29 protein-coding genes are annotated in these 26,293 nt (G+C 47.6%); 12 read left to right on the top strand and 17 right to left on the bottom strand.

The window, feature by feature from the left end; translation table 11 throughout:
* Window positions 1-44 precede the first annotated feature (44 nt).
* From AAAA73_RS14990 to lptG, 5 genes are all read right to left on the bottom strand, one after another.
* Complete coding sequence (locus AAAA73_RS14990) at window positions 45-788, bottom strand: substrate-binding periplasmic protein (protein ID WP_340599285.1); 744 nt, start codon at window positions 786-788, stop codon at window positions 45-47.
* Between the two features lie 126 nt (window positions 789-914).
* On the bottom strand, window positions 915-1,541 hold the full coding sequence (gene rpe / locus AAAA73_RS14985; protein WP_340599377.1) for a ribulose-phosphate 3-epimerase: 627 nt from the start codon (window positions 1,539-1,541) through the stop codon (window positions 915-917).
* Window position 1,542: 1 nt separating this feature from the next.
* Window positions 1,543-2,487 (bottom strand): methionyl-tRNA formyltransferase, encoded by a 945-nt coding sequence (gene fmt, locus AAAA73_RS14980; protein ID WP_340599284.1) that lies wholly within the window; start codon window positions 2,485-2,487, stop codon window positions 1,543-1,545.
* Window positions 2,480-3,094 (bottom strand): peptide deformylase, encoded by a 615-nt coding sequence (gene def, locus AAAA73_RS14975; protein ID WP_340599283.1) that lies wholly within the window; start codon window positions 3,092-3,094, stop codon window positions 2,480-2,482. The genes fmt and def overlap by 8 nt, the downstream gene beginning before the upstream one ends.
* Before the next feature lie 27 nt (window positions 3,095-3,121).
* Window positions 3,122-4,201 carry an LPS export ABC transporter permease LptG gene (gene lptG / locus AAAA73_RS14970; RefSeq protein WP_340599282.1) on the bottom strand — a complete coding sequence of 360 codons (1,080 nt, stop codon included), beginning with the start codon at window positions 4,199-4,201 and terminating at the stop codon, window positions 3,122-3,124.
* A gap of 48 nt (window positions 4,202-4,249) precedes the next feature.
* Between lptG and AAAA73_RS14965 the strand changes: the two genes are divergently transcribed.
* The 5 genes from AAAA73_RS14965 to AAAA73_RS14945 are packed head-to-tail and all read left to right on the top strand — an operon-like array spanning window position 4,250 to window position 8,128.
* Complete coding sequence (locus AAAA73_RS14965) at window positions 4,250-5,389, top strand: response regulator (RefSeq protein WP_340599281.1); 1,140 nt, start codon at window positions 4,250-4,252, stop codon at window positions 5,387-5,389.
* 52 nt (window positions 5,390-5,441) lie between these two features.
* Window positions 5,442-6,266, top strand: a complete 825-nt coding sequence (gene nadC, locus AAAA73_RS14960; RefSeq protein ID WP_340599280.1) for a carboxylating nicotinate-nucleotide diphosphorylase — start codon at window positions 5,442-5,444, stop codon at window positions 6,264-6,266.
* Complete coding sequence (locus AAAA73_RS14955) at window positions 6,266-7,033, top strand: biotin--[acetyl-CoA-carboxylase] ligase (protein WP_340599279.1); 768 nt, start codon at window positions 6,266-6,268, stop codon at window positions 7,031-7,033. Before nadC ends, AAAA73_RS14955 begins: the two co-directional genes overlap by 1 nt.
* The gene (locus AAAA73_RS14950) at window positions 7,033-7,581 is read left to right on the top strand and encodes a thioredoxin family protein (protein ID WP_340599278.1); all 549 of its coding nucleotides are present in this window, start codon (window positions 7,033-7,035) and stop codon (window positions 7,579-7,581) included. Before AAAA73_RS14955 ends, AAAA73_RS14950 begins: the two co-directional genes overlap by 1 nt.
* A 4-nt stretch (window positions 7,582-7,585) precedes the next feature.
* Window positions 7,586-8,128 (top strand): GyrI-like domain-containing protein, encoded by a 543-nt coding sequence (locus AAAA73_RS14945; protein ID WP_340599277.1) that lies wholly within the window; start codon window positions 7,586-7,588, stop codon window positions 8,126-8,128.
* A gap of 61 nt (window positions 8,129-8,189) precedes the next feature.
* Here AAAA73_RS14945 and AAAA73_RS14940 read toward each other — a convergent pair whose 3' ends face one another.
* Window positions 8,190-8,954, bottom strand: a complete 765-nt coding sequence (locus AAAA73_RS14940; RefSeq protein ID WP_340599276.1) for a TerC family protein — start codon at window positions 8,952-8,954, stop codon at window positions 8,190-8,192.
* 158 nt (window positions 8,955-9,112) lie between these two features.
* Between AAAA73_RS14940 and AAAA73_RS14935 the strand changes: the two genes are divergently transcribed.
* Window positions 9,113-10,450, top strand: a complete 1,338-nt coding sequence (locus tag AAAA73_RS14935; RefSeq protein ID WP_340599275.1) for a C1 family peptidase — start codon at window positions 9,113-9,115, stop codon at window positions 10,448-10,450.
* Window positions 10,440-10,844, top strand: a complete 405-nt coding sequence (locus AAAA73_RS14930) for a hypothetical protein (protein ID WP_340599274.1) — start codon at window positions 10,440-10,442, stop codon at window positions 10,842-10,844. The genes AAAA73_RS14935 and AAAA73_RS14930 overlap by 11 nt, the downstream gene beginning before the upstream one ends.
* On the opposite strand, the gene AAAA73_RS14925 is transcribed toward AAAA73_RS14930, so the two are convergent.
* On the bottom strand, window positions 10,841-11,557 hold the full coding sequence (locus AAAA73_RS14925; protein WP_340599273.1) for an SIMPL domain-containing protein: 717 nt from the start codon (window positions 11,555-11,557) through the stop codon (window positions 10,841-10,843). The two genes, AAAA73_RS14930 and AAAA73_RS14925, sit on opposite strands and share 4 nt — an antisense overlap.
* Before the next feature lie 128 nt (window positions 11,558-11,685).
* On the opposite strand from AAAA73_RS14925, the gene AAAA73_RS14920 reads away from it, so the two are divergent.
* The 3 genes from AAAA73_RS14920 (at window position 11,686) to AAAA73_RS14910 (ending at window position 14,917) form a co-directional block, all read left to right on the top strand.
* A complete protein-coding gene (locus AAAA73_RS14920; protein ID WP_340599272.1) occupies window positions 11,686-12,342 on the top strand; it encodes an OmpA family protein in 657 nt (218 codons plus the stop codon).
* A 398-nt stretch (window positions 12,343-12,740) separates the two neighbouring features.
* Window positions 12,741-13,244, top strand: coding sequence for a YdeI/OmpD-associated family protein (locus AAAA73_RS14915; protein WP_340599271.1), 504 nt, complete (start codon window positions 12,741-12,743; stop codon window positions 13,242-13,244).
* Between the two features lie 2 nt (window positions 13,245-13,246).
* Window positions 13,247-14,917 (top strand): peptide ABC transporter substrate-binding protein, encoded by a 1,671-nt coding sequence (locus AAAA73_RS14910; protein WP_340599270.1) that lies wholly within the window; start codon window positions 13,247-13,249, stop codon window positions 14,915-14,917.
* Between the two features lie 120 nt (window positions 14,918-15,037).
* On the opposite strand, the gene AAAA73_RS14905 is transcribed toward AAAA73_RS14910, so the two are convergent.
* Entirely contained in the window at window positions 15,038-15,526 is a 489-nt protein-coding gene (locus tag AAAA73_RS14905; protein ID WP_340599269.1) for a hypothetical protein, read from the bottom strand.
* A gap of 207 nt (window positions 15,527-15,733) precedes the next feature.
* On the opposite strand from AAAA73_RS14905, the gene AAAA73_RS14900 reads away from it, so the two are divergent.
* The gene (locus tag AAAA73_RS14900) at window positions 15,734-16,663 is read left to right on the top strand and encodes a lipid A deacylase LpxR family protein (RefSeq protein ID WP_340599268.1); all 930 of its coding nucleotides are present in this window, start codon (window positions 15,734-15,736) and stop codon (window positions 16,661-16,663) included.
* Here the strand turns inward: AAAA73_RS14900 and AAAA73_RS14895 are convergent.
* The 8 genes from AAAA73_RS14895 to AAAA73_RS14860 form a co-directional block, all read right to left on the bottom strand.
* Window positions 16,660-17,226: a hypothetical protein gene (locus tag AAAA73_RS14895; RefSeq protein ID WP_340599267.1), complete on the bottom strand. Its 567-nt coding sequence runs from the start codon at window positions 17,224-17,226 to the stop codon at window positions 16,660-16,662. The two genes, AAAA73_RS14900 and AAAA73_RS14895, sit on opposite strands and share 4 nt — an antisense overlap.
* Window positions 17,223-18,236, bottom strand: coding sequence for a hypothetical protein (locus tag AAAA73_RS14890; protein WP_340599266.1), 1,014 nt, complete (start codon window positions 18,234-18,236; stop codon window positions 17,223-17,225). Before AAAA73_RS14890 ends, AAAA73_RS14895 begins: the two co-directional genes overlap by 4 nt.
* Window positions 18,227-18,958, bottom strand: coding sequence for a hypothetical protein (locus tag AAAA73_RS14885; protein WP_340599265.1), 732 nt, complete (start codon window positions 18,956-18,958; stop codon window positions 18,227-18,229). Before AAAA73_RS14885 ends, AAAA73_RS14890 begins: the two co-directional genes overlap by 10 nt.
* Before the next feature lie 99 nt (window positions 18,959-19,057).
* On the bottom strand, window positions 19,058-20,098 hold the full coding sequence (locus AAAA73_RS14880) for a CapA family protein (protein WP_340599264.1): 1,041 nt from the start codon (window positions 20,096-20,098) through the stop codon (window positions 19,058-19,060).
* Between the two features lie 80 nt (window positions 20,099-20,178).
* The gene (locus AAAA73_RS14875; protein ID WP_340599263.1) at window positions 20,179-21,207 is read right to left on the bottom strand and encodes a substrate-binding domain-containing protein; all 1,029 of its coding nucleotides are present in this window, start codon (window positions 21,205-21,207) and stop codon (window positions 20,179-20,181) included.
* Window positions 21,208-21,224: 17 nt separating this feature from the next.
* A complete protein-coding gene (locus tag AAAA73_RS14870; protein ID WP_340599262.1) occupies window positions 21,225-21,494 on the bottom strand; it encodes a hypothetical protein in 270 nt (89 codons plus the stop codon).
* A gap of 1 nt (window position 21,495) precedes the next feature.
* The gene (locus AAAA73_RS14865) at window positions 21,496-21,876 is read right to left on the bottom strand and encodes a YbaN family protein (protein WP_340599261.1); all 381 of its coding nucleotides are present in this window, start codon (window positions 21,874-21,876) and stop codon (window positions 21,496-21,498) included.
* A 12-nt stretch (window positions 21,877-21,888) separates the two neighbouring features.
* On the bottom strand, window positions 21,889-23,073 hold the full coding sequence (locus tag AAAA73_RS14860; protein WP_340599260.1) for a hypothetical protein: 1,185 nt from the start codon (window positions 23,071-23,073) through the stop codon (window positions 21,889-21,891).
* Window positions 23,074-23,223: 150 nt separating this feature from the next.
* Here AAAA73_RS14860 and AAAA73_RS14855 point away from each other — a divergent pair, with 150 nt between their 5' ends.
* Window positions 23,224-23,907, top strand: a complete 684-nt coding sequence (locus AAAA73_RS14855) for a nitroreductase family protein (RefSeq protein WP_340599259.1) — start codon at window positions 23,224-23,226, stop codon at window positions 23,905-23,907.
* A 104-nt stretch (window positions 23,908-24,011) separates the two neighbouring features.
* Here AAAA73_RS14855 and AAAA73_RS14850 read toward each other — a convergent pair whose 3' ends face one another.
* Window positions 24,012-26,273: an aconitate hydratase gene (locus tag AAAA73_RS14850; RefSeq protein ID WP_340599258.1), complete on the bottom strand. Its 2,262-nt coding sequence runs from the start codon at window positions 26,271-26,273 to the stop codon at window positions 24,012-24,014.
* Window positions 26,274-26,293: the final 20 nt, after the last annotated feature.

Genomic DNA, 26,293 nt, shown 5'->3' with positions numbered 1-26,293 from the left:
GGTTCCGCATCGCAGTACAAAAAGGGAACTGTTACCTCCAGTTATTAATGGAGATCGACACCGTATTTTTTAAATATCTTCTTTAGCTCGCCGCTGGATTTTAATTTGCTAATGGCCCGATTCAATTCCTGAACTGTCAGTGAGCTCTTGCGACTTATTAAGCAAGAGACATCGTACTTTTGCAGAGGTATTCTTTGTCGACCCTCATCGAGGGATTGGTCTTTGTTTAGAAAGTTGTAGTACTCTATAAAAATTTCGTCGGTTACTACATATTTGACTCGTCCGTATCTTAACTTATTGAGATTCGAAAACTCGCTCGAGGCATCCTCACGCTGAAGCCATTTCGACTGAAATAGCGGATCCAGTTTGGGGTAGACATAGCCAAGTATGGTTCCAATAGTTTTGCCCTTAAGTTTTTTAGGATCTTTTGGCATCGGAGTTGGCCCAAGAAGAACTTCACGTTTAGTGAATAAAGGCTTTGTCCAAATAAATTTTTCCGTATCCTCGACCCAAACTTTGGATGCGTAACAAATGTAATCCACTTTTCCATTTAGCAGATATTCTTGAAGTCGATAGCGAGTCATTACTGACACATTCCCGTCCCTCTTAAGTATTCTAAAAAGGGCCCTGTTGTAGTCGGCAATGATGCCCTCGACTTCTCCGGATTTTTGTTCATTCAACAATGGTGCAGCCATACCGTCGGGTACGACAGTATTCAGTGCTCCAGTGTTTGCCATCGCCGCCATACTGGAAAAAACCAATGAACCGACAAGAGGAACCAGCTTCATAAGGAGAGCTTATTACAAACATTGGAGAAGAGTAACTACGATCTTAATCGCTAAGGACATAACCGCCATAAACCAGACAGTCCAGCGACGTATGACATCTTGACTCAGGACCTGGCACCTTTTGATTTACTTAAGGGAAGCGATTGCTTGGGCGTAGTCTTTGCCGAAGACGTAGCTGCCTGCCACAAACACGTCGGCTTCGTGACAAAGCTTGGCTGTGACGTCAGTGATGCCGCCGTCGACTTCGATCAGACAGTTAAGACCCTGCTGGTCGATTTCGTGGCGCAGTTTGGAGATCTTCGCGATTTGATCGTGCATGAAGGATTGTCCGCCAAACCCCGGCTCGACGGTCATCACCAAAACCAAATCACACAAATTCAATAACGGCAGAACAGATTCCACCGGAGTGCCAGGACGAAGAGTGATCCCCGCTTTTGCACCCAACGCCGTGATTTGACGAAGCACCGACGCGGGATCGCGAGTCGCTTCCACATGGATCGTCAAATAGTCAGCACCGGCTTTGATGAAGTCTGCGATATATTTTTCCGGCTCAGTGATCATCAAGTGAACATCCAGCGGAATCGGAGAAACTTTTTTAAGTGCTTTAACAACAGGAATACCGATGGTCAGATTCGGCACGAAGTGCCCGTCCATCACATCCACATGGGCCCAGTCAGCTCCCGCTGCCGCAATGGCTTTGACTTCTTTTTCAAGATTAGCAAAGTCAGCGGACAGAATAGAGGGAGCAACCATTTTAGCCAATTTTATCTCCGGGTTTAAGTGCATGTCCTTTTAAGAAGTCAGACACCTTCATACGATTGCGGGATTCCGGCTGAACTTCAAGCAATTTCAAAAGTCCATCACCCGTTGCGACAGTGATGGAATCCGCATCCACCGCAGTCACGGTGCCTGGCACTGCCGCACCAGAAGCTGGCAAAGGACGCACCACATGCAATTTCAATTTTTTACCATCAAGCAAAGTGTAAGTACCCGGGCCATAAACAAAGCCGCGCACTTTTCCATCAATGGATTTTGCAGACTTGGTCCAATCAACCTGTGACTCGGCCTTGTCAATTTTAGGAGCGATCGTCACCAAAGATTCATCCTGCGGAGTCGGCGCCAGATTTCCGCGCACGTAATCCATCAACTCCACTCGCAACAAATCAGCACCCAAATCAGCCAGCACATCGTGCAACTGCAAAGCATGCATTTCGGGAGTGATCTTCACACGGCGAATACCAATGATATCCCCCGCATCCAATTTTTTGACCATCTTTTGCAAAGCCACACCGGATTCTTCATCACCCGCTTCAATCGCACGCTGAATCGGGGCTGCCCCACGCCAACGAGGTAAAATCGAACCGTGCACATTCACGCAGCCAAACTTGAAGGAATCCATAAAGTCTTGCGTAAGGATTTGCCCGAAGGCCACAACCACGCCAACTTCGGCTCCCCAGGAGCGAATTTCAGCGACGGCTTCAGGATCTTTTTTAAGGGATTCAGGAGTGATAACTTTCAAACCGTGTTCAAGTGCGAGCACTTTCACCGGACTGGGCGTGAGTTGCATTTTTCGACCCGCCGGACGATCCGGCTGAGTCACAACTCCGACGACTTCAAAATGGTTATCTGCTAGAAGAGCTTTCAAAGATGTTACAGCAAATTCTGGAGTTCCCAGAAAGCAGACGCGGACTTTACTCACGCTCTTCGCCTTCTAGTTCTTTGCTGCGGGCCTTTTCCATTTGTTCACGTGTAGGATAGCCGTGTTTTTGAATTTGTTTTTTAATCTTGTTGGATTTTACGAAACTCAAGTGGTCGATAAACAAAGTACCTTCCAAATGATCCAACTCGTGCTGCATGCAAATTGCCAGTAGACCGTCAGTTTTCACGACGAACTCTTTGCCGTTCACATCATAAGCGCGCATTTCGATGTAGTCATAGCGCTCAACAGTTTCGTAGTAACCTGGCACTGACAAGCAACCTTCGTCAAAAGTCGTTTTGCCTTCACCTTTAACGATCTCGGGATTGATCAAAACCAGTGGTTGCACCACTTGTTTTTCAAGATCAGTCATCTCTTCATCTTTGTAGCGGCGACCTTTGTCGTCTTTAGGGCGAGTGTCGATCACGATCATGCGGCGAAGTTCGCCGACTTGAGGCGCTGCCAATCCGATACCGTGGGCATCGTACATGGTCTCAATCATGTCCTCTTGAAGCTGTTTCAGCTCCGGCGTACCGAACTCGGAAGGCTTCACAGGGTCAGCAACCTCGCGAAGTCTCGGGTCTGGGAAAGTGAGGATTTTCATGATCATAGGGCCTCCAAAGTGGCCCCCATTATATCAGCGTTTCAGCCTTTTGAGAAGGACCAAGGCCAAAGCGCCCATTAAGATATTCGGAGCCCAAGCTGCCACCACCGGAGGTACTGCCCCCTGATTCCCCAGGGTAATCCCTGACGAATAGAATACGTAATAGGCGAAAACCAAGCCCAGACAGATACCCAGGTTCAACATGGTGCCCCCGGAACGAGCTCTCCCCACGCTAAAAGGCAGGCCCAACAAGCTCATGACCAGGCCCGCGAAGGCGAAGCTCATTTTAGACAGGTAGCCCACTTCATAGGCAACCGTATCCAACCCCGCATCCTTGTTCTTTTTGATGAAGTGCTTAAGCTCCCCTTGGGACATCATTTCGGCGGTTTGCCCCGCACTTTGCAAATCCTTGGAGTCCTCTGCCATCACGATGCTTTTGTCTTTGAAATCCGTGGTCAAAGGAAAGCTGGAGTCCTTGGTAAACAAGGTCACTGTTCCTTTTTCCAAGAGCCATTGGGAACCGTTGATAACCACATCGTGCGCCGTGATCATCTGCACCAGATCCCAGTCATCACTAAAGAAATACATCGTCAGCCCTTGTGCGCGGTCGCCCTTGGCACTCAGGGTTTTGATATTGAAAATGGAGTCTTTGGTGCGATACCAGATCTTGTTGGTTTTCACCGTCGAAAAACGATGCGGTTCTTTTTTCAGTTCATAATAGAGAATATAATTCTTCTGCGTGTTCGCCCGAGGCACCAGGCGGTCCGTCATCAAATAACCGCCGGCGGAGATCAGAATCACCCACAGCAGGATTGGGGTCGAAATACGCAACAAACTCATTCCGGCAGAAAATAACGCAACGAGTTCGTTATTCTTGTTCAGGTTTGTCAGGGTCAAAATCGTGCCCAACAAACAAGCAACCGGAAGCAATTTCGAAATAATGTCAGGGAAAGAGTAAAGGTAATAACTAAAAAAGGTCGCCGTGCTGACGTCTTTGTATTGGGAAATCGTCGACATCGCGTCGACGGCCGTGAACAAAGTCAGGAATATCAAAAGGCCACCCAGGAAGTAGCCAAAGAAAAGCCAAGAGGTATATCGATCAATTCTGTTCATTCTTAGAGTTTCCTTGACTCAGGTCCAAAATCCTATTTAACTTTGCTTATGGCTTTACGCGTCTTACTTGCAGATGAGAGTTCCACAATCAAAAAGGTAATGCAACTGGCATTGTCCGACTTCGCCGTTGAGGTGAAAGCGGTCCCAGTGGGTCTTGATGTTTTACCTGTCGCTAAAAGCTTTAAGCCAGACATTGTTTTTGCAGACGTACTTTTGACAAAAAGAAACGGCTACGATGTCAGCCTGGAACTTAAAAACGATTCTGAAACCACAAATATTCCGGTTGTACTTATGTGGAGTGGTTTCATGGAAATCGACGAAAACAAGGTCACTGATTCCAGAGCCGATGACCGCTTGGAAAAACCATTCGATGCAGAACACTTGCGTGGTTTGGTGAACAAGTTGGTAAAAAAAACGGCGGAAAATCCTGTCAGCCAGTATTTAACATTCCCTGAAATGCCTGAATTCGAGGAAATGCCTTCTGAAGGTGGCGAAACTCAAATGGACGCCGGCATCTCTGCCGCTGATCCAGAGTACAACACCCTGGATGCAATCCCTGAAATCAGCGAAGACGAAGCGATGAGCCTTGATGTCCCGGGCGAAGAATTCGCATCGGTTCCTTTGACCACACCACGCGGTCAGGACGAAATGGACGAGGGCGGCTGGGCTCACCAGGATTTAACAAAATTTAAATTAAATATCCCACAGAATGAACCTGACGACTTTGCGTCTAAATTTGTAATTCCTCAAGACGAGGATTTATCAAATGCCCACATTGAAGTTTCAGGGAACTTTGAGGAAATCAGCTTTGATGAGAATGGCCCGGATTTAGTACAAAAACCGGCTCCAGCAGCAGCTAAAGCGCCTCCAGCGAAACCGCCAGAGGATTCCTTCCTGGGTAAAGTTGAAAAATCCGTCAAGGATCAAATGATGGAAACCCTGAATAAAGGGCCTTCCACTGGCAAAGCGCAACCAAGTGCTGCAGGGGCAAAACCCGCTGCCACTAATGCTCAGCCCAAAACCCAATCCAAGATGGACTTGTCCAGCGAAATGATGGAAAAGATTGTTCGTGAGGAAGCTCGCGAAGTGATTGAATCCGTTTGCTGGAAACTCCTTCCTGAGATCGCGGAGCGCATCGTTCGCGAAGAGTTGAACAAACTCATGCGCGAAACCGAGAAATCTATCTAGTACCTTTTTCTCTTTGGCCTCACATCAAGGTACGCCCTATATGTGAGGTCTTATGACACTTATTGATCTGATCCGTGCTGCCATCAAAGAAGACATGCCCCAAGGCGATGTCACAACTGAGTCACTCGCATTAACTCCAAAATCCGGCCGCGCACGCCTGAAGGCCAAGGAAGACATCGTTCTTTCTGGTGCTGCACCTTTTGAACAAACCATGCAAATGCTGGAACCGAACTGCCGCGTGAAATGGCATTTTGAGGAAGGCGACGAAATTCTGAATGGTCAGATCATCTGCACGATCGAAGGCGATCTTGTACAAATTCTGAAAGCTGAACGCGTGGCTTTGAACTTCCTGGGTCACTTGTCCGGTATCGCGACAGTCACTCGCCGTTTTGTAAATCAGGTGAAACATACGAAAACCAAAATCCTCGATACTCGCAAAACAACTCCGGGTTACCGCGAGCTTGAGAAAAAAGCCGTCGCCCATGGTGGTGGTGTGAATCATCGTATGAATCTAAGTTCAGCAATCCTGATCAAGGACAACCATATTTCCGTCATGGGTGGCATCACCAATGCAGTAAACCGCGTGCGTGAGCACAGCAATCTGCCGATGGAAGTGGAAACCCGCACTTTGGCTGAAGTGAAAGAGGCCGTTGGTCTGAACGTCACTCACCTGCTTTTGGACAACATGGATAACGACATGCTGACACAAGCTTTGGCATTGATCCCTGAAGGTGTGAAAACTGAAGCCAGCGGCAATATGAATCTGGCGCGCGTGCGTTCGGTCGCTGAAACTGGCGTGACTTATATCTCCGTCGGAGCTTTGACACACTCAGCACCGGTTGCTGACGTAAGCCTTATCTTCGCGTGGGAGGAATAGTGGCTGGAAAAACTGTGAACGAAAATCCCATGAGCGAAATCCGCATCGGTGATGTGACGGCCAAATGGGCGCGCAACAATCACCTGCACGTGGAATACAAAGCTCAGCAGGAAAGCACCAACCTCACTGCCAAAGAATTGGCGTTCGAGGAGGATTTACTGGAAGAGGCTTTGTGCCTGTTCGTAACAGATCATCAAACAGCTGGCCGTGGCCGTGGTAAAAACACGTGGACTGATTCCACAGCGGGTTCTTCACTACTAAGCTCCTGGTCATACCTTTTGCCGATGATGCCACAACCAACGGCTTCGTGCCTGGTGGGCTTGGCGGTGTATCGCGCGTGCTCTACAACTTGGCCCTTTTTGAAATGGAATCTAAAAGCACCGAATGACATCTACATCGGCGACAAAAAAGTGGCAGGCATTCTGCTGGAAACTGTCGCGCAAAGTGATGAAGCCCGCTTCATCATCGGTCTGGGTGTCAATGTGACGTCATCACCGGCAAATGTGGAAACATCGACAAGTATTTTGCAATCCCTGCCCGAGGGCGCGCCCCTATTGGGTGAGGACTACACAGCGTTTTTGGACCGCTTGGTATTTGAACTCTCCGATGCGGCTTCACACTGTGATCAGCCACTAAGTCCGACGGATCAACTGTCCTTGTTGCACGCTTTGAATCTTCACCCATTGTTGAAAGAAAAGTACACGGCGATGGAAGCGGATGGTTCTTTGTACATGGGCGCTAAAAAGATCAACTGGAGCGAACTGTAATGGCGACGACTTTTACTCCTTTTCCTGATTTAGGAAATTCGACACCAGAATTTAAACTTCCGGCGGTGGATGGGAAAACATATTCCCTGAAGGACTTTTCCAATGGGAAGCCTTTGGTGGTTATGTTTATTTGCGCCCACTGCCCGTATGTGCAGGCGGTTGAAGAGCGTTTGATCCAGCTTGGAACTGACTTAAAAAAAGATGGCGTTCATGTTGTGGGCATTTGCTCGAACGATCCGAAGGATCATCCTGAAGATTCCTTTGAGGCCCTGGCAAAACGCTGGAAAGAAAAAAACTATTCTTTCACTTACCTGGTGGATGAAACACAGGAAGTGGCCAAAGCGTTCGGTGCGGTTTGCACACCGGATTTCTTCGTCTACGATGGCGATTTGAAACTTTCCTACCGTGGCCGCTTGGATAATTCCTGGAAGGATGCCAGCAAGGTCACCGAGCGTGAATTGTACAATGCCGTGCAAACTCTTTTAAAAAATCAAAAAGTATCTGAAGAACAGACAGCCTCCATGGGCTGCTCAATCAAATGGAAGTAAGACAATGAGATATATTATAGTTTTTGTTATCGTGATGGTTGCCTCTTTCGGCGGTTACCTTGCCACTTACCTAGGGGCGTTTAAAGGTGTGGAAATTTCCGAGGCTCAGCAAGGTCCGTTTAAAACCCTCTACATTGAACATGTCGGCCCTTACCACAAAGTGAACAAGGTGATCGAAAAAGTTGAAAAATTCATGGCCAGCAAAGGCACTGTTTGCCAACGCACTTTCGGTGAATACCTGGATGATCCTCGCCAGGTTGAAGAAGCGCGCCTGCGCTCAAGAGTAGGTTGCCTGATCGAAGCCATGCCGACCGATGTTCCAGAAAACATGAAAGAAGGCGAAATTCCAGCAAGCCATTACGTGGTGGCGGTGTTCACAGGCTCCCCGGGCATCGGACCTTTGAAAGTATATCCACGTGTTGAAGAATATCTTCAGCAAAAAGGTTTGGCAAAAACTGCGACAGCGATCGAGATCTATGAAATCCATTCGATCACTGAGAAGTCTGCGATGACGACGACTTATTTGTTCCCGGTACAAGCGAAGTAAGTCTTTAAGCAAAAAAAAAGGCCTCCCTAAGGAGGCCTTTTTAGTTTGAATATTAAGACTCTTATTTTTTTACTGCTTCTTCATCAGTAAAACGTTCACGCAATTTAACCGGCTGTTTCGGCTTTTGTTTACGCATCTTGATGTTCAGCATCTCAACACCCACCGAGAACGCCATCGCAAAGTAGACGTAACCTTTTGGAATGTGCACTTCCAAAGCCTCAACGATCAACGTGAACCCGATCATCAACAGGAAGCTCAAAGCCAGGATCTTAAGTGATGGATGGGAATCCACGAAGTTGCTGATGGATTTTGCAGAAACGATCATCACGATTGCTGAAACTACCACCGCTGCGACCATCACGCTGATCTCACTAACCATACCTACCGCTGTAATCACGGAGTCCAAAGAGAACACCACGTCCAACAATAGAATCTGGAAAATCACGGCACTGAAAGAGTGTGCGACGTGGCTGGATTGACTGCCTTCAACACCTTCAAGCTTGTGATTGATCTCCATGGTACTTTTCACGATCAAGAACAGACCGCCCAGAAGCAGGATCAAATCACGACCCGAAATTTCCTGACCGAACACTGCAAATAATGGTTCCGTCAAACCGATGATCCAGCTGAGCGAGAACAATAAGATCACGCGCGTGATAACGGCCAAAGCCAGACCCGTCACGCGGGCTTTGTCCTGCTGCTCTTTTGGAAGCTTGCCGGCCAAGATGGAGATGAAAATAACGTTGTCGATCCCCAGAACAAGTTCCAAGGCGAATAGTGTGAAAAACGCGATCCAGATTTGTGGATTCGATAGCATTTCGATCATTTGAAAAGCACTCCTTTAGTCGTGTTAAATGAAATTAAAGGAGCCCTAAGGTTTTGACTACAGAAATCCTCTCACGTGGTGCTTCCATGGCATTCAAATTTGTTAATTTCTTGGACGTACCCCTCACCTGTTGGCTCTAAGGAACCGATAATGATTCCATGAATTTAGTGTTCTTCGTCCTCATTTTTCTGGGCTCTTTAGGGGCCATAGCCCAAACCGGCGCAAGCCCGTTTGGCGAGGACCCTTGCGCGGATTCCAGCGCTCAGGAATTTTTCAGCATCCTTAAAGACAGCTACGACAAGACGGACTCGACGTTTTCCATCTCCTTGTTAAAAGCCCAAATCAAGAAATGCGGCAAAACAACCAAGGACGTTTTAAATGTGGACGACGGTTTTTTGGATTCCATGGCCAAACAATCCCGTGAAAAAGAATTCAGCAAAATCAAAACCAACCTGGAAAAGGCATCCCAGTACGGCGAAATAAAAGAGCACGAAAAAGACTTTATCAACTACGCAAAGAAAACCGGCAACACCGATTACGAAGCTTATCTTTCCCAGAAAAAAGCACAAGGACTTGCCGCGGCTGCGAACGAAAAGAAATCGTGTTCACCCGTGGATATGAGTAAAGAGATGCCGCCAATCCGCAACCAGGATTCCGTGGGTTGGTGTTATGCCTTTACCGCTGCTGATTTACTTTCATATAAAATGAAGAAAAATATTTCTGCCGCTGACATCGCACTCCAGGATCAGGACAACTGGCTCGACAGTATTGAAAGAGGAGTCAAGGGATCCACGGCCGCGGATTTCAACGGCGGCTGGTTCAGTCATTCACTGCAAAGCATGCAAAGAAAAGGACTCTGTCTGGAAAAGGACCTGTCCAGCGAAGACAATAGTGGCGGAACTTTCGCGGACTCTTTACGCAGTCTGGATTCCTGGGGCCGGGCTACCATTGCCGCCAAACGCCAGGAATGCGACAGTCTTTATGCAGAAACAAAAAAACTTTTTCCTGGCGCAACTCTTTCGGATCTTCAGGAAGTTGTAAAGTCATCCTCCAAAAGAGACTTCATCAACAACCTTCGCGAGAAGTCCTGTAAGCAGCGAATTCCTGCACAATACGAAGTCGTCACTATCACCAAACAGGGTTACTATAAAAAGATATACGACAAACTCGCTCGCAACAGTCCGGAATTGGACTATGCGCAGGCCCTGGATGAACAGCTTAGCAACAAGAATCCTGTCGGTGTCTCGATTGACGCCAATGGGTTGAGTGATCGTCGTTCTCCGGCAACGACCTACGAAAACTCCGCGTCTCATGCGTTATCAGTCGTTGGACGTCGTTTCAATGATTCAACGGGCCAATGTGAATACCTGCTGCGCAATTCTTACGGTGCCGGCTGCTCTGGCTATGACAGCACTCTTGAATGCAAAAAAGGCATGATATGGATGCCGAAACCGGATCTCATGTCACGCACCTGGGGGTTGAGCTATGTTAAGTAGTTTATTAACGCTGCTAACCTTAACCACATTTGCCCAAACTCCACTGGTTTGTGAAAAAGGTTTCCTGCGCGAAACAACCAATGGCAAAACCACTGAAGTGGCAACAACGTATTGCTATAACGAAGATCGAAACATTTTGACCTCCCCTGCCTGCAAGACACTGGAGTGCAAAAGTGCTTTTAATGCAAATAAGCTGATTGATAAAAAGAAAGTTATGAACCCAACCAGCAATCCCGGCTTTAACATTTGCCGGGAACTTGATGGAAAACCACAGATCGTGGAATTCAAGGTGGGAAAAGACTGGCACCGCCTGGATCGCTGTACTTTTAAAGACGGATCCTTCGTCAGTACCAGTGAACTTATGGGCTTCTATCTGAAACCCCGCAAGTACTAGTTGATTTCGTATTCCGCAGTCACTTCAACGCGCACTTTGATTTGACCAGCACTTAGCTCTGTCGGAGCAGAGTCTGCCATCGCCGCCTTCATCCCAAAATTACGCATCACCGGCATTGGTGGCTGATGAGACTGGGATCCATGACTGATACGGGATACACCTTTGATCTTCACTCCAGCCGCTTTCGCAATTTCCTCTGCTTTTACTTTGGCTGCGCGAACCGCATCCGCCAATGCCGCTGTTTCCATTTGATCGCGTTTATCAGAATCCCAATTGATGGAATTCACATTCACACCCGCATCGGTCGTTGCTTTTTCCGTAACCAAGGCATCCAGGAATTTACCGGCATCATCCACCTTACGCAATGTCACAAGCAAAGTCTGCACGACACGGAAGCCGACCATTTTATTGGCGCGGTTTTTTTGGTCATAGACGTATTCTGGGTTCAGAGCGTAGTTGTCTGTTTGAATATCTTCTTTTTTGATTTTGTATTCATCGAAAACTTTTTTGACGTCTTTAAACTGATTCGCTGCCAGAGTTTGCGCTTGCTTCGCAGTTTGCGCCTTGCTCCAGATCTCCACAGTCATACTAACCATGTTTGGATCCAAGCCTTTTTCAGAAGTTCCGCTGACTACGATCATACGATCTGCTCCTTGAGCCATAACGCCCCAGAGTGTGACAGACAAAAGTAAGATACCTAATAGCTTTCTCATAATAACGCTCCTTCGCTTTGATGCCTCTCAGAATAAAACAAAACATATATGAGCTCCAGAGGGATTGACGAATATCCTGCACCTTGGCAAACTTTGTCTGTTCACAAATAAATGAAGGAGTCCTATTTATGAAACGTCTAGTTCTAATCGGAACAGCTGTAGCGATGATCGCAACTGGCTGTGCAACTACACAAGAAAATCCAAATGCTGCTAAAGGTGCTGGTATCGGCGCGGCTATTGGTGCTGTTGCTGGTGCTGTTATCGGTCACCAAACAGGTCGCCGCAATGAAGGCGCACTTATCGGTGCAGCTCTTGGAGCAGGTATCGGTGGTGGTATCGGTCACCGCATGGATAAACAAGCGAAAGAGCTTGCTGCCATTGCTGAGACTAAAAGAACAGAACAAGGTTTGATCACTAAATTGAAATCAGACATTCTGTTCGACACTGGCAAATCTAACTTGAAACCAGCAGCGCAATCTAACATTGCACAGCTAGCGCAAATCATGAAAAAGTACCCTGAAAACGTACTTACAATCCGCGGTTACACGGATGACACCGGCACAGCGATGAAAAACAACCCACTTTCCAAAGACCGCGCTGAAGCAGTTCGCGCGCAATTGATCCTGGGTGGCGTACCTGCAGAGACAATTTCATCTGTAGGCATGGGTGCAGCAGATCCAATCGATTCAGCTAAAACAGCTGCAGCACGCTCTAAAAACCGTCGTGTTGAAATTGAAGTGACTGTGGATGCTTCTAAAGTTCCGAAGCAAGCCAGCATCAACTAAAGTCTAAATAAATTTTAGCTTAACTCAAAACCCACCCGACTAATCGCGGGTGGGTTTTTTATTTTCTGGATCTTCATCGCAGCCAAATCCGAATAATCGGTAGCAAAGATGACCGCCATCATCAGGAAAATTCTCCTTTGTAACTATAATTTAACTGTAAGGAAGACAGGAGGAAGTATGACATGCAAACGTTTAAACCATCCCCCTACGCACTCGTCCAGCTAGTCGCAATTCTGGGCTTGGCATTGATCTTCTTAATCATGATTTATTAGGTTCAACTGGGAACTTGCTGCTCTCTCCAGTGCGAGTTCCCTTGCGGTACGCCCCCCGTATCTCTCCAGTGCGGGGGGCAATTTTTTTGAATTTACCTAAAACGGTTTTCAACCTATGCTGAGACGATGAAGTTTCAGGCAACCATTGAGATTCGCATCGGTAATCCCTATATTTTGGTAAGTGCGGCTCGCGCCACAAAACTAAAACCCGGCTGGCGAAAGCCTTTGCCGGTCTTAATTACAATCAATGGTCAGCCTAAAGGCTCTTGGCCCATCAACATGATGCCGGTCGGCGATGGCAGCTTCTATTTGTATTTACACGGTGCCGTCCGCAAAGCCTCCAACACCACCGTAGGAGACACAGTCACAGTCGAAATTCATTTCAATTCGGAATATAAAAACGGACCTCAACATCGGATGCCTCCATGGTTCTCCAAAGCTCTGGGAAAAAATCCGACAGCAAAAACGAATTGGAAAAATCTCCCGCCCAGCCGACAAAAAGAAGTATTAAGATATTTCAGCCAATTAAAATCAACAGAAGCCAAAGATCGCAACCTGGAAAAAGCACTGGAAGTGTTATCCGGAAAGACCGCGCGATTCATGGCTCGAACCTGGAAGAACGGAATTTAATAATGCTACATTCATGGGTCATCACATCCATCGCACTTCTGCTATCGCCAGTGGCACTGGCCAATCCCAAAGACGAACTGCGCATTGCCGTGAATGCCGAATTCGACACCATCCATCCGATTGTAAACACCATGGCTGCGGGAGGCCTGGTTCAGGATGCGATCATGCGCCCACTGGTCATGATCACTCCGCAAGGAAAACCCAAGGCTGTGCTGATCAAGGAAATCCCGACGATTGAAAACAAGAAGGCTCAGATCTTCACGGCTAAAACCGGTACCCACTTAAAAGCAGACATTGAGTTTATCGAATCCGCTCAATGGGGCGACGGCAAACCCGTCACCTGTCGTGACCTCGAAGCCGGCTGGAAAATCGGCAGTGATGACTTGGTGGCAACGCCCAATCGCGATGACTATGACAACGTCAAAGACATCGTCATCGATAAAGCCAATCCAAAAAAATGTACGGTCGTATTTGATAAGGCCCAATACAACTTTTATGTTTCAATGCCGCGCTTGATCCCCGCACATTTGGAGATGCCAGTCTTTGAAAAATACAAAGGCAAGGTGCTGACCTACGAACGCAACTCCCTCTACTCATCCAAAATCACTGAGCCCGGCCTGTACAACGGTCCCTACCGTGTCAGCGAATTGAAGCAAGGCAGTCACATCGTTTTGGTTCCGAATGAAAAGTTCTACGGCAAAAAGCCTTACTTTAAGAAAGTGATCTTTAAATTCATTCTGAACTCCACTTCCATGGAAGCCAATCTGATGAGCGGCAATGTCGACATGACCTCCTCGTCCGGTATGAGCTTTGATCAGACTTTGGCCTTCGATAAAAAAGTAAAATCCCAGAATCTTCCTTATGAAGTCAGATACGTGGCCGGCTCCATGTATGCCCATATTGAACTGAATCTGGACAACTCCATCCTGCAAGATCTGAAAGTCCGTCAGGCCTTAAACTGCTCTTTCAATCGAAGCGAGATGGCCAAGTCCTTTTTCGACAGTAAGCAGCCCCCGGCACTGCATTTCTCGACTCCGTTTGACGAGTGGTACACCGAAGATCCAAAAATCATAAAACTCTACCCTTACAGTCGCATCAAAGCACAACGCCTGCTGGATGAAGCGGGATGGAAAATGGAAAAGGATGGTTATCGCTACAAAGACGGCAAAAAGATGTCGCTCACGATGACCAATGTGGCCGACAACAAGATGAACGAGATGATTGCGGTTTACTTACAAAATCAGTGGAAACAATTGGGTTTGGAAGTAGTTCTAAAAAGCTTCCCAGCAAGAATCTTCTTCGGCGAAATTCTACGCCAAAGAAAGTTTGAAATGGCCGCTTTGACTTGGGTGGAATCCCCGAACATGGTGCCACTGGGTACGATGAGCTCCACCATGGTGCCATCACAAGGCAACGGCTGGTCCGGCCACAATCGTTCGGGTTGGAGAAACAAAGAAGTAGACAAACTGTTGGTGCAAGCAACTGAAGAATTCAATTCCGCCAAGCGCATCGAATTCATGCGTAAAGTCCTAGCGGCCTACACCGAAGAACTTCCGCAATTGCCAAGCTACTACCGTTCAAACACCTCGATCATCCCCAAGGGCCTAAAAGGCTACGAGATGACCGGTCACAATAACAGCGAATACCTGCAAATCGAAAACTGGCACTTCTAAAAGGTGCCAGGTCCTATTTACGTAAGCAGTGTGCCAAGAAGTAGGACCTGGCACCTTTTAGGCAAAAAAAAAGCCCGCTCGAGAGCGGGCTTTTTAAGCTTGTTCAATTTAACTAATTAATTAGTTAACAGATGCAGATTCGCAAGCTGGAACTGTGTATGCTTTAGTGAAAAGCAAACGAGCTGGAGCTTCGTTACCAACTTGAGAGTAAACTTTTACGTTAACAGTCAATGGGTAAGTGCCAGTGTAAGTAACGTCACGGCAAACAGTTTTGTCACCTTTAGAAGAATCGCAGAAAGATTCAGTTTGAGTGTAGTTGATTGGAGTAGAAAGGATTTCAGAACCAACAACTTCGAACTCTGTGCGACCGTTTTGGTTAGTTGGTTGTTTAGTAACAACGATGTCTACTGGTTTTTGAGTGCGTAGTTCGTTACCATCAACACATACGAAAGTGTAATCAATAGCGCGGCCCATGTATACAGCTGGAGCTACGATTTGGTATGGACCTTTAGCAGCGAAGATTTGTTCCCAAGAAGAGTTAGCAGAGATAGCTGCGTTAGCAGTTTGACCAACGATAAGAGCGGCGATAGCAAGGATCATGTTTTTCATTCTTTTCTCCTGTAGTTTGGAATGATGTTTTTTGTTGTGCGGTCTTAATGCTCTCGATTACGCACAAAGACAATTCGATTTTACCTGCCGCGTAAATTTCACCTGATTTATGAAATCTTTCCATTTAACATTACAGCAAAAGTGTCCTATGTAATGTAAAGTTACCAATAGATACGAGGACTTGTGACTCCAAGAAAACTTTCGATATTGATTTTATCTTTATTTATACTGCTTAAATTTTCAGCACATGCTGACGAAGGCGGAAGACAGATTGTTTTAGATATTGGGAACGACTATTTCACGGGTCCCGAGCACACAGATCGCCATCTCACCAGCAATTTATCTGTTGGTATTATACAAAGTGGGTTGTTCGGTTTTACCAAGGGCTTTGAAGACAACTTCTCACCGTCCACTAAATTGTATTCAAGCTTTGCTCTTTCGCAGTTCATCTATACTCCCGAAGATACAGAAGCTCCGATCCCTGATCCCGATGACCAACCGTATGCGGGCTGGTTGTTTTTAACGACATCCATGGGCACACGTGAAGGGAATCTACTTAATGTCTATTCAATAGATTTAGGTGTTGTGGGGCCTGCCGCTTTGGGAGAGGAAACTCAGAACCTCTGGCATCGTGTAATTGGCGTGGATCAGGCTCAAGGCTGGGACTATCAACTGCACAATGAACTGGGTCTCAATGTTAAAATGAAGCAGTCCGTGATGCCGTATCGTTACGAGGGCGCTGCTGATTCCGACTTTATTTACTTCTATGGTGGATCCCTGGGGAATGTCGACACTCACCTTGAGGTCGGTGGTATTTTGCGCTGGGGTTACAATATCCCAGATGATATGGGCTACCGCACGATCAATGCCTACGAAGGTGATTTTTCAATCTTTACGGTATTCAGACTCTACGAAAAAATCGTTATTCGCGACATTTTCCTGGATGGTAACTCCGATGGCAACAGCGCCTCTGTCGAGAAACGCCCTCTGGTCACTGCAGGCAGCGCGGGCTTTGTGATTCGCTGTTGGGATGTTGAGTTGGGTTACAGTTACGAGATGAGCACCAAACGCTTTAAGACTCAATCCACACCCGATGCCCGCGGAAATCTGTCACTTAGCTATCAACGCATATTTTAGAATGCGTAGCTAACCGCCAGTACCGTGTTCACCGTTCCCAGGAACACAAACACGGGCTTTACATCCCCGTTCGTCTCCCGCGAAGCACTGTAGAAATTGGCCGCCGCAATCAAAGAGTGGGTCACCACACGAATCCAGCGGCGCGATTCGCGCTTATCACGTTCACGCTCCAGAAACCTTTGCAGAATACGGTTTTTTTCCTGAAGGGAAATACTGGAATTTTCCAAAGCAAAATAAAAACTGTCGTATTCGTTTCCGGTCCAATAGTAGCTCGCACCCAAACCGATGGCAGCAATCCCCACCGTCGAAGTCAGCGCATAAACACTGCGGCTGAGTGGATCGTTGGAAAGATCGTACCCCACAACCCCACCGACGGCAGCAATACCACCAGAGATCATATAACTGATCCCCATGCGCTCGTCCTCTTCCTGCTGCAGCTTCACGAACTCCCGGAAATTCGACCACTCAGGAAGTCCCTCGTAACCGTTGTCGCTATTCATGAATGCGTGGGCATGCACGGACAAAAGCAGCATCGTTATGAAAGCAATGAATAACGACTTCATAGCTTAACTCCGAAAGAGATATAAACGCCGTTATCCTGGTCTTCACCCCAGTAGGAAAGACCACTGGTGATGTTTTGATAAACCAGATTAAATCCTGCGGAGTGATCCCTTTGACCACCGCTGACAGCAAGTTGCAGAATTCCTATTTGATAGGCCATGGCCGCTCTGAAAGCTTCCTGCCAATGTTCAGTATCGCTATTAAGTGCGAACTGAGTGCCGACCTCGAACACGCCCAAGCCCACCGGAGGCTTAATAGACGCGCCCACCATGCCTTGAGGTTTTACCGGGTACTGATCAGATTTTTCATCTGAAAAACCCCACTGCGAAAGCATCGCGGAAATCTGCGGCTGCCACGATTCATCATCCCAGGCATAGACAACGCCTGGCTCGATGAAAAACAAATTCTGTGTGCGCGCGCGAAAGATTTCAGCCGAGTCCCCGGCAAAGGCTTCGGTCAGCATGAGGTAGTCGCCCACGAAACGCACGTGGGAGTAGCGCAGTTGAACACCGGCATAAAAGTTTTCTCTGACGTAAGAGGAAAGTTGCAGCTTGATATTTTGCTCTTCAGCCGCAACAAAGTTGATCGCCGGCAAAGCAGAATTGTGAATATCCGTGTAGAAGACGACACGATAAGGCTCGATCGAAACGCCCCAGGTGTTTGCTTGAAACGAGGCCTGCAGTGACCCTTCAGCCTGGGAGGCATCCCGGCGGGAAAATATGCGGCCCACTTGTTCAGGAGTTGCACGGCCATTCACCAGATCATCAATATCGCTCAGGTAGTCCATGTTGGTACCAAGAAATAAATCACTGCCGAAGCGACGCTTTTCATTCTTGGCAACAAAGGCCGGATTACAAGGAAGACCTTGCTCGATACTGTCCATGGAATAACAAGCGGATCCAAAGGAGCGATACAAAAAGCGACTGCTGCCATCACGCAGATATCCCGGCAGTGATCCTGCCTGAGCTATCGAGGAACTTAGCAATAGGAAAGCGAATACTTTTAGAAGCATTGCTCCCCCACTGGAATTTTAACCAGAGCCATCTGTGTTTTTACCTGCGCCAGTTGCGCCAGATAGCCCTCAAGTTCAGTTTTCTTTTGTGGAAAGGCCTTGGCCAAATCCGCCCCTAGGATATCCAGGGAACCAATGACTTTTTCAGTCCACTCCCACCAAGGACGCACATCCTGGATGCAAAGCTTTTTGTTTTTGTTTTGCGTTTGCAGGTCCCACGACAAAATTCCATCAGCCACATTGGCTTTCAAGGCAACGACTCTAAGAACTGCGCTGTACAATCGCGCTCCGGCGTTGTCGGTCTCGGCCAGTACACCCACGGCTTTTTCCAAATCGCGACGGCCTGTCGCCGACACCGAAGGCACCTGCTCCCACTGGGCGATGAAATCCTCAAGCCCATGAATCACTTCATTGGTTTGCGCCGAAAAGTTTAAATTGGAAAGTTGCATGCGCATTTGTGGCTGGTGTTTTACGACGACAAAATTATAAATGTTTTCGATACGCACGCCTGCGCGGGAAGCGTAAGCCGATGCCAGGGCCATACGTACTTGGGGATGCGGATCCTGCTTCAGTAATTTTTGAAAATACGAAATCGCCTGGTCGTAGTTGTGCTGATCAAGGTAATCAAAACCTTGATTCAATTTATCCTCGCGCGTTTCCGGTTTTTCGGAATTGCAGGCGGAAAGCACAGCGATCAAAAGTAGTAAGGGAATCCAACGCATATTGACGCGGATTGTAAACTTATGCGGCCGGAATTTAAATACCACAGGTGGGGAATATAGTTATTTCACGCTTCGTTACCTAGGCGCAATAACCGCAATTTAGCGCGGAGATATCATACTTGTGGAGGGGTCAAACAACGGGGCTGAAGCGCTAAAATCACTATAAGACAGGTTTTGCATCAGCTTATAAGCGGCCTGGGTTCTATCGTAGATTACACCCTTTTCGCGGTTTTGCACAAAGGACGTGATGGAGCCTTTTTGAAAGCGGCCCTTGGAATCAAGTTTAACCAGCAATAATGGGGCAAGGCCTGCTGTCCCCTGCACGCTGATCCCACGCTCGGTGGCGAAATTTCCAAGACTGTAAACGACCAGATGACCTTTATAAACTTCCAGCCCCCGAGGCACATGCGGTCCATGCATCAGAATCAAGCTCGCACCAGCATCAATGGCTGCCCTGGCAAAAGCCACCGAGTTTCCGCGGTTTTCTCCCATGTAGTATTCCGTCTGATTCAGGGTTCTTAAAGCATCAGAGCCCTCGGCCCCGGCGTGCGCGGAAACAATCACAATGTCGAAGCGTTTTTTTAGTTCGCGAATTTCTTGATAGGTTTTCTCGGGAGACGAAATGCTACGCGCTCCTGGGTAATAATCCGTGGCGATCACCGCCACTCGCAAACCACGCACATTGAAGGAAGCAACCTCAGCACCACGTTTGGTTGATGACTGAATTTGATAGGAACGCAAAGTTTGCTGAGTGGAGTACAGCCCTTCCGAACCGAAATCATTCGCGTGATTGTTTGCCAAACTGACAACGTTAAAGCCGGCATCTGCAAAGGTGCGCGCAAACTCTGTGGGCGTGCGGAATAAATGGCGGTTGCTGCCTTCGCTTTTGGCTCCGGCTCCTTTGACTCCGTCAAACAAAGTTCCTTCAAAATTTGCAAAGCGCACGTCACCGGTTTTGATGTAGCTTTCAGCATATCGAAAAAGTTTTCGCCCCTGATCAGCAGGAAGCTTGTCCGTCGGATAATCAGTCCCCATCATAACATCGCCCACAGCAGAAACTGTGACGAAGGATTCTTCCTGAGCCTGAGCAGAAGTCCCAAAGGAAAGAGTGATAATGGTGGTGATCAGAAGTGCTTTCATTGCAGCTCTGTTATACTTCACCGCACAGATGTTGGCCTGCTAAGGAGTTTGTTTGGGTAGTAATTTCAGGCCGTGTCCAATTACTTAACACTGCCCTTGGGAAACCAGATTTTTAAGTAGGCTTTGCGATAAGGAATATTGGCTTCGATATTATCGGGCTTCAAACCATCCAAGTTTCTTTTACTCACGACAATAAGTTCTGTTTGATAGTTGCTGGGGGGCTGGCCTGCAAAAGCCCGATTCATCTCGTCCCCCAGTTGCCAACCTTGAGTGCGTAAGGGCTCGGCCACTGTCACCAACTGCGGAAACTCCTGCTCCGTGACTCTTTGGATGGCTTCCGGAGCCCCATCCCCTGCGGCAATTCCCACCACATCTTCGCGGTCCACAGCTCGCAATGCACGCGCCATATGATCAAAGTAAAGATCATTGATCCCTACGGTATGAGTCCACGAACTGCCGAATCTTTGATTCCAGGCTTTTACCAGATTCGGAATTTTTTGATCCGATTTTGAAAGAGGTAGGTCCTCGATAAGCAGCAATTTAAAATGAGGTATTTTTTCGATGGCATGTTTCAGGGCCAGAGTTTTCGCGGTCGCCATCGAATAGTCCCGGTCCGTCAAAAGAATGATACCGCCCTTTTTTCCTCCATCGTGAGCTATCTGCTCCACGGCTGATCGCGCTACGGTCTCGGGGTCGGTGGTGATATTGGTGAACATATACTGATTGGGTCCTGGCTTTGCAGCCGCATGCCAGCCGACAATTCTTATTCCCTGCTTTTGTGCTCTTCTAATAAGTTCCCGATGGTCAGCGCCGTCGAATCCTCCCAAAATAATGCCGTCAACCCCACCCTTCACGACATTTTCCATGGCTTGAACAACACTGTTCTTCTTGCCGGCGCAGTCAATCACCTGCACGCGCCATTTTAATTTTTCTGCTGCTTCAACAAATGAATCACTGACGGTTTTCACACCTCCATTACGCAAATTAGAGGCAATGAATGTGACAGTCTTCCCAGTCACCGCGGCAGGACCCGTTGTCGGCTGAGCAGAAGCCGATTCAAATAGTAACCAGAGTGATAACGGCAGTAAGAAGGAAAATTTGAAACACATGCTGAGATCTTAGCTGATCAAAGCATTTTTTTTAACTCTTCCTGATCGGCTTTGTCAGTTGGAACAAGCCACTCTGCCGGTAAATGTTCGACGACATATTCCCAAGACTGGCGCAGCATTGGTTTTGCCAGCGGCTTTTTATGCAGGTCTTTTAAAAGTTGCAAATGTCGCAGTAGAATCGTGCGTGTGGGCTTGTAGAACCCTTCTTCGTCCGTTCCGGCGTTGGTGATTTCCTCGGAGGCTTCGGTCTTTTGAATGAGTTGCTTAAAAAAAATCTCAAGACTCATTTCAAATCTCTTTTCTGGAAACTATGAATACAGCGACACTGAATAGAATTAGGGAGATGACTGTGTTGAGAATAACATTGTTCACGCGTGACCACATGATTAACGCCGACAAAGCCATCATCGAAACAGCCAGAATCTTGGCGCGTCTTGAAATCGCTCTGTGCTGATCCCAGTCACTAAGTGCTTTTCCAAACAAGGGTTGGCTGTACAGCCAGCCGTGCGCTTTGGGCGAGCTTCTGACAAAACAAAACGCGGATAAAATTACAAAAGGAGTTGTGGGAAGAATTGGCAGGAAGGCGCCGATAATTCCCAAAATCAAAGACACCACACCCAGCAAGTAAACGGCCGTTCTAAGAGCTGGGTTTTTGATGACTTCGGGCACGAGGGACTTCCTTTATGCTGCGGTTACAAAAACAGCAGAACACAGTCCCGGGCGTCTTAGCAAATGAAGTTTATAAGCAATCGATTTAAACATATCAGCGAAACGATAAACGACTGTTTTAAATGAACCCTTCACATCGCCAAACTGAATTCGAACAAAGCCCTTTACGACAGGTGACACGGTCACGCGAATCAGGGAGTGGCGCTCAAACTTATTCGTGAACGTCAAAAGATCGGCAAGTGGTGGCGGCGGCAAACCCAGACTGCTGCTGAAACCTGCTGCGAAATATTCCGGGGAATTCATACTAAAACCAGGAATCGCCGGAGGATAAAAGGAATGACCTTTTAAAGTCTCAGCCCCTTCACGATGTCCCATTGTCATTCCGGTTTTTGCAACTACACCAATCACAGAAATCGCGGCTTTGGTGTTATCAAATCTCTCGGTGTTATGGAAAATCTCAAATACAAAGGCTTTCTTGGTCTTGTTATAGGCAAGGCTCAGGCCCATTTCCTCAGCTCCGCCTGCGCCCCTTTTCATAACTCCTGTTTCAGCAACGATACCGACGGAGGCACTCAGACCAATCTCATTGGAATCAATCAATAACGGAGCCTGTGACCACAGCTTGTAATCCATGCCTTTTAATACAGACAAAATAGCCTGATCACTGCGCTGAGCGAATGTACGATGCAATTTTTCCGTTTGCGGAGTCTCTTTTCCAAAAGCCTGCTTGGTTTTAACTTTGATAAAGCTAAAGCCATTGCCCACAAGGCTTCCAGCACCCAGAGCGAACTTTGTGGAGTTCAGAACTTGGGCGGCATTGGTCAAATAATGCAGACGCATTTCACGGAATTTTTGTTTATTTTCATCGGAGAGCTTTTCATAAGCCTCCAAGGGATTCACGTCTTCGATCTTGCCACCACGAGCAAGGACCTGAGCACGCACCTTCTCTGGAACATTCAAACCCAGGGCTTCCTTCATCACCTCAACATCGGGATAAGCATCCAAGGTGAATACTTTTGTATCGGAGAGCTTAATGACGGTGTGATCCTTGTCGATTACCTTGGCAGGTTCCAAAGTTTTTTCGACCAGTTCCGTTTCAACAGTTTCCTGTGACGGGATCTGCTCCTCTGCAAAAGCATAGAAAGCCGGGACCAGCATCAATGTAATATAAATGAGAAAACGTACTGTGTTTTTCATAATCGCAGCCTAAAGAGCAAATTAAGGGCCACTCATTAGGCAGGTTAACTTATTGAAACCACGTGGATCGACTGCCTAAAACCTGAGTTCAGTGACACAAACTGCTCCAAACATATTGCCTCTGACAATACTCAGGCCTCTAATAAAGCTATGGAATTTTTTGATGCTATCAATGCCCGTAGAAGTATTCGCAAGTACACCCCGGAAGCTGTCCCGTCCGAGGTGATGAATAAAGCCCTGGATGCCGCCCTGCTGGCGCCAAACTCCTCGAATATGCAGACCTGGCGGATTTACTGGATTCACAATGAAGGTCCCAAGAAAGAAACGGCCCTTGCCTGTATGAATCAGGGAGCGGCTCGCACTGCCCAGGAGTTGGTGGCCTTTGTGGCAGATCCCACAACGTGGAAGATCGCTCAGCTGGCAAACCTGGAACATCTAGGCCCCAATGCTCCGGCGGCGGTGAAGACCTATTACACGAAGCTGATGCCTTTTGTGTATTCCTGGAGAATTTTGGCTCCGGTGAAGTGGCTGATGTTCAACATCATGGGAATCTTCAAACCAATGCCGCGCAAGCCCTGGTCTTCGCGGGATATCGAAGAGGTCGCCGTTAAATCCACGGCACTTGCCGCTGAAAACTTCATGCTGGCAATCTCAGCTCAAGGATTTGACACCTGCCCGATGGAAGGCTTCGATGAGAGACGCGTGAAAAAGATTTTGCGTTTAAGCTGTCGCGCCCGTGTGGTGATGATCATCTCCGTCGGCCGCCGCGATCCCGAAGGCCTCTGGGGCGAACGCTTCCGCCTGCCGAAAGATATCGTCATCAAAAAAATCTAGGTACGGACTTACCTTCTACGTCGAAAATAAAAAACCCACAGTTCTTTCAAACTGTGGGTTTTTCTTTTTAGCATTTAAGAACTCCGGCAGCGCCGGAGTATCGACTAAAGACCGCGGATCAAGTTAAGCGCAGAGCCAGCGCGGAACCATTTCAATTGTTCTGCGTTGTATGTGTGCTTCGCTTCGATAGTCTCTGTAGAGCCATCAGCGTGCTTCAGGATCATTTTCACGTTCTTGCCTGGAGCCAGATCTTTAAGATCTACCAGGGAAACTTTGTCTGCTTCTTGGATCTTGTCGTAGTCTTTTGGATTTACGAAAGTCAAAGCCAACACACCTTGTTTTTTCAAGTTCGTTTCGTGGATACGAGCGAAAGACTTCGTGATTACTGCAGAAGCGCCAAGATGTCTTGGGCACATCGCTGCGTGCTCACGGGAAGAACCTTCACCGTAGTTTTCGTCACCCACGATGATCCAGCCTTTACCAGCTTTTTGGTAGTTACGTGCGATTTGCGCGTACTCGATACCAGTTTCGCCAGTCAGTTGGTTTTTACCTTTACCGATTTCACCTGTGAATGCGTTATCCGCACCCAACAACATATTGTTAGAGATGTTGTCCAAGTGACCACGGTAGTTCAACCATTTACCACCCGGAGAGATATGATCCGTTGTACATTTGCCTTTTGCTTTCGCAAGAACCAAGTTGTCAACGAAGTCATTACCATCCCACTTAGTGAACGGAGAAAGAAGTTGCAAACGGTCTGAAGAAGGATTCACAGCCACTTGAGCTGTTGCACCTGCTGGTTTTTGGTAACCTTCAGTGTCAGCGATGAAGCCTTTAGCAGGCAACTCTGGAGCCACTGGAGCTTGCAATTTGATTGTGCCTTTTGGACCAACCAATTCGTCAGTCGCAGGATTGAAATCCAAACGACCCGCAAGACCCAACGCCATTACGATTTCAGGAGAAGCGATGAACGCCAAAGTCTCTGGGTTCGCATCGTTACGTGCGCGGAAGTTACGGTTGAAAGAAGTTACGATTGTATTCTTCTCGCCAGCTTTAATGTCGTCACGTCTCCATTGACCGATACAAGGACCGCAAGCGTTCGCAAGAACTGTCGCGCCCACTTCATTGAACGTCGCCATTTGGCCATCACGCTCGATCGTGTTTTGGATTTGTGTTGAACCTGGAGACACCAAGAATGGAGCTTCCATTTTCAAACCAACTTCCATCGCTTGTTTCGCAACGAAAGCGGCACGGCCGATATCTTCGTAAGAAGAGTTCGTGCAAGAACCGATAAGCGCAGAAGAAATCTTAACTGTGTAACCTTTCTCAGCCACTTCTTTTTTAAGTGCAGAGATAGGACGAGCCAAGTCTGGAGTATGCGGGCCCACAAGGTGTGGTTCCAATGCAGACAAGTCGATTTCGTAAACTTCGTCGAAGTATTTGCCTGGGTTCGCGATAACGTCAGCGTCAGCGCTTAATAGGTCTTTATGAGCGTCAGCAACTTTTGCCAACTCATCACGACCAGTTGATTTCAGGTAAGCACCCATGCGGTCATCGTATGGGAATACAGAGCAAGTTGCGCCAAGTTCCGCACCCATGTTCGTGATCGTCGCTTTACCAGTACAAGAGATTGAAGAAGTACCTTCACCGAAGTACTCAACAACTTTATCCGTACCACCTTTTACAGTCAGCATTCCGCAAAGTTTCAAGATCACGTCTTTTGCAGAAGCCCAACCGCCAAGTTTACCTTTTAGGTGTACACCGATCAATTTTGGATTTTTAACTTCCCATGGAAGACCAACCATCACGTCAGAAGCGTCAGAACCACCAACACCCACAGCACACATACCCAAACCACCCGCATTCGGAGTGTGAGAGTCAGTACCGATCATCAAGCCACCTGGGAATGCATAGTTTTCCAAGATTACTTGATGGATGATCCCAGCGCCTGGTTTCCAGAAGCCGATGTTGTAACGGGAAGAAGCTGTTGCCAAGAAGTCATAAACTTCTTTGTTTGTTTGGTTGGCAACTGTCATGTCCACGCCAGAACCTTTGTAAGCCTGGATCAAGTGGTCACAGTGAACAGTGGAAGGAACCGCTGCTTCATCTTTACCTGCAAGCATGAACTGCAACAAAGCCATTTGTGCTGTCGCATCTTGCATGGCTACGCGGTCTGGTCTTAGTAGCAAGAAACTTTCGCCACGAACTAGATCTTGATTTTGTGGGTCGTCCAAGTGACCAAAAAGAATTTTCTCTCCAAGAGTCAAAGGACGGTTCAAACGTTTACCAACAACAGCGATACGCTCCGCTGTCTTCTTGTAAACGGCCTGCACCATATCCGGTGTAGTTTCGATTTTAGAAGCCATTGTAATTGCCTTTCTGTAAA

The sequence above is a fragment of the Bdellovibrio sp. GT3 genome (genome assembly GCF_037996765.1).
Classification (GTDB): Bacteria; Bdellovibrionota; Bdellovibrionia; order Bdellovibrionales; family Bdellovibrionaceae; genus Bdellovibrio.
This window is presented reverse-complemented; position numbering and strand designations above follow the sequence as displayed.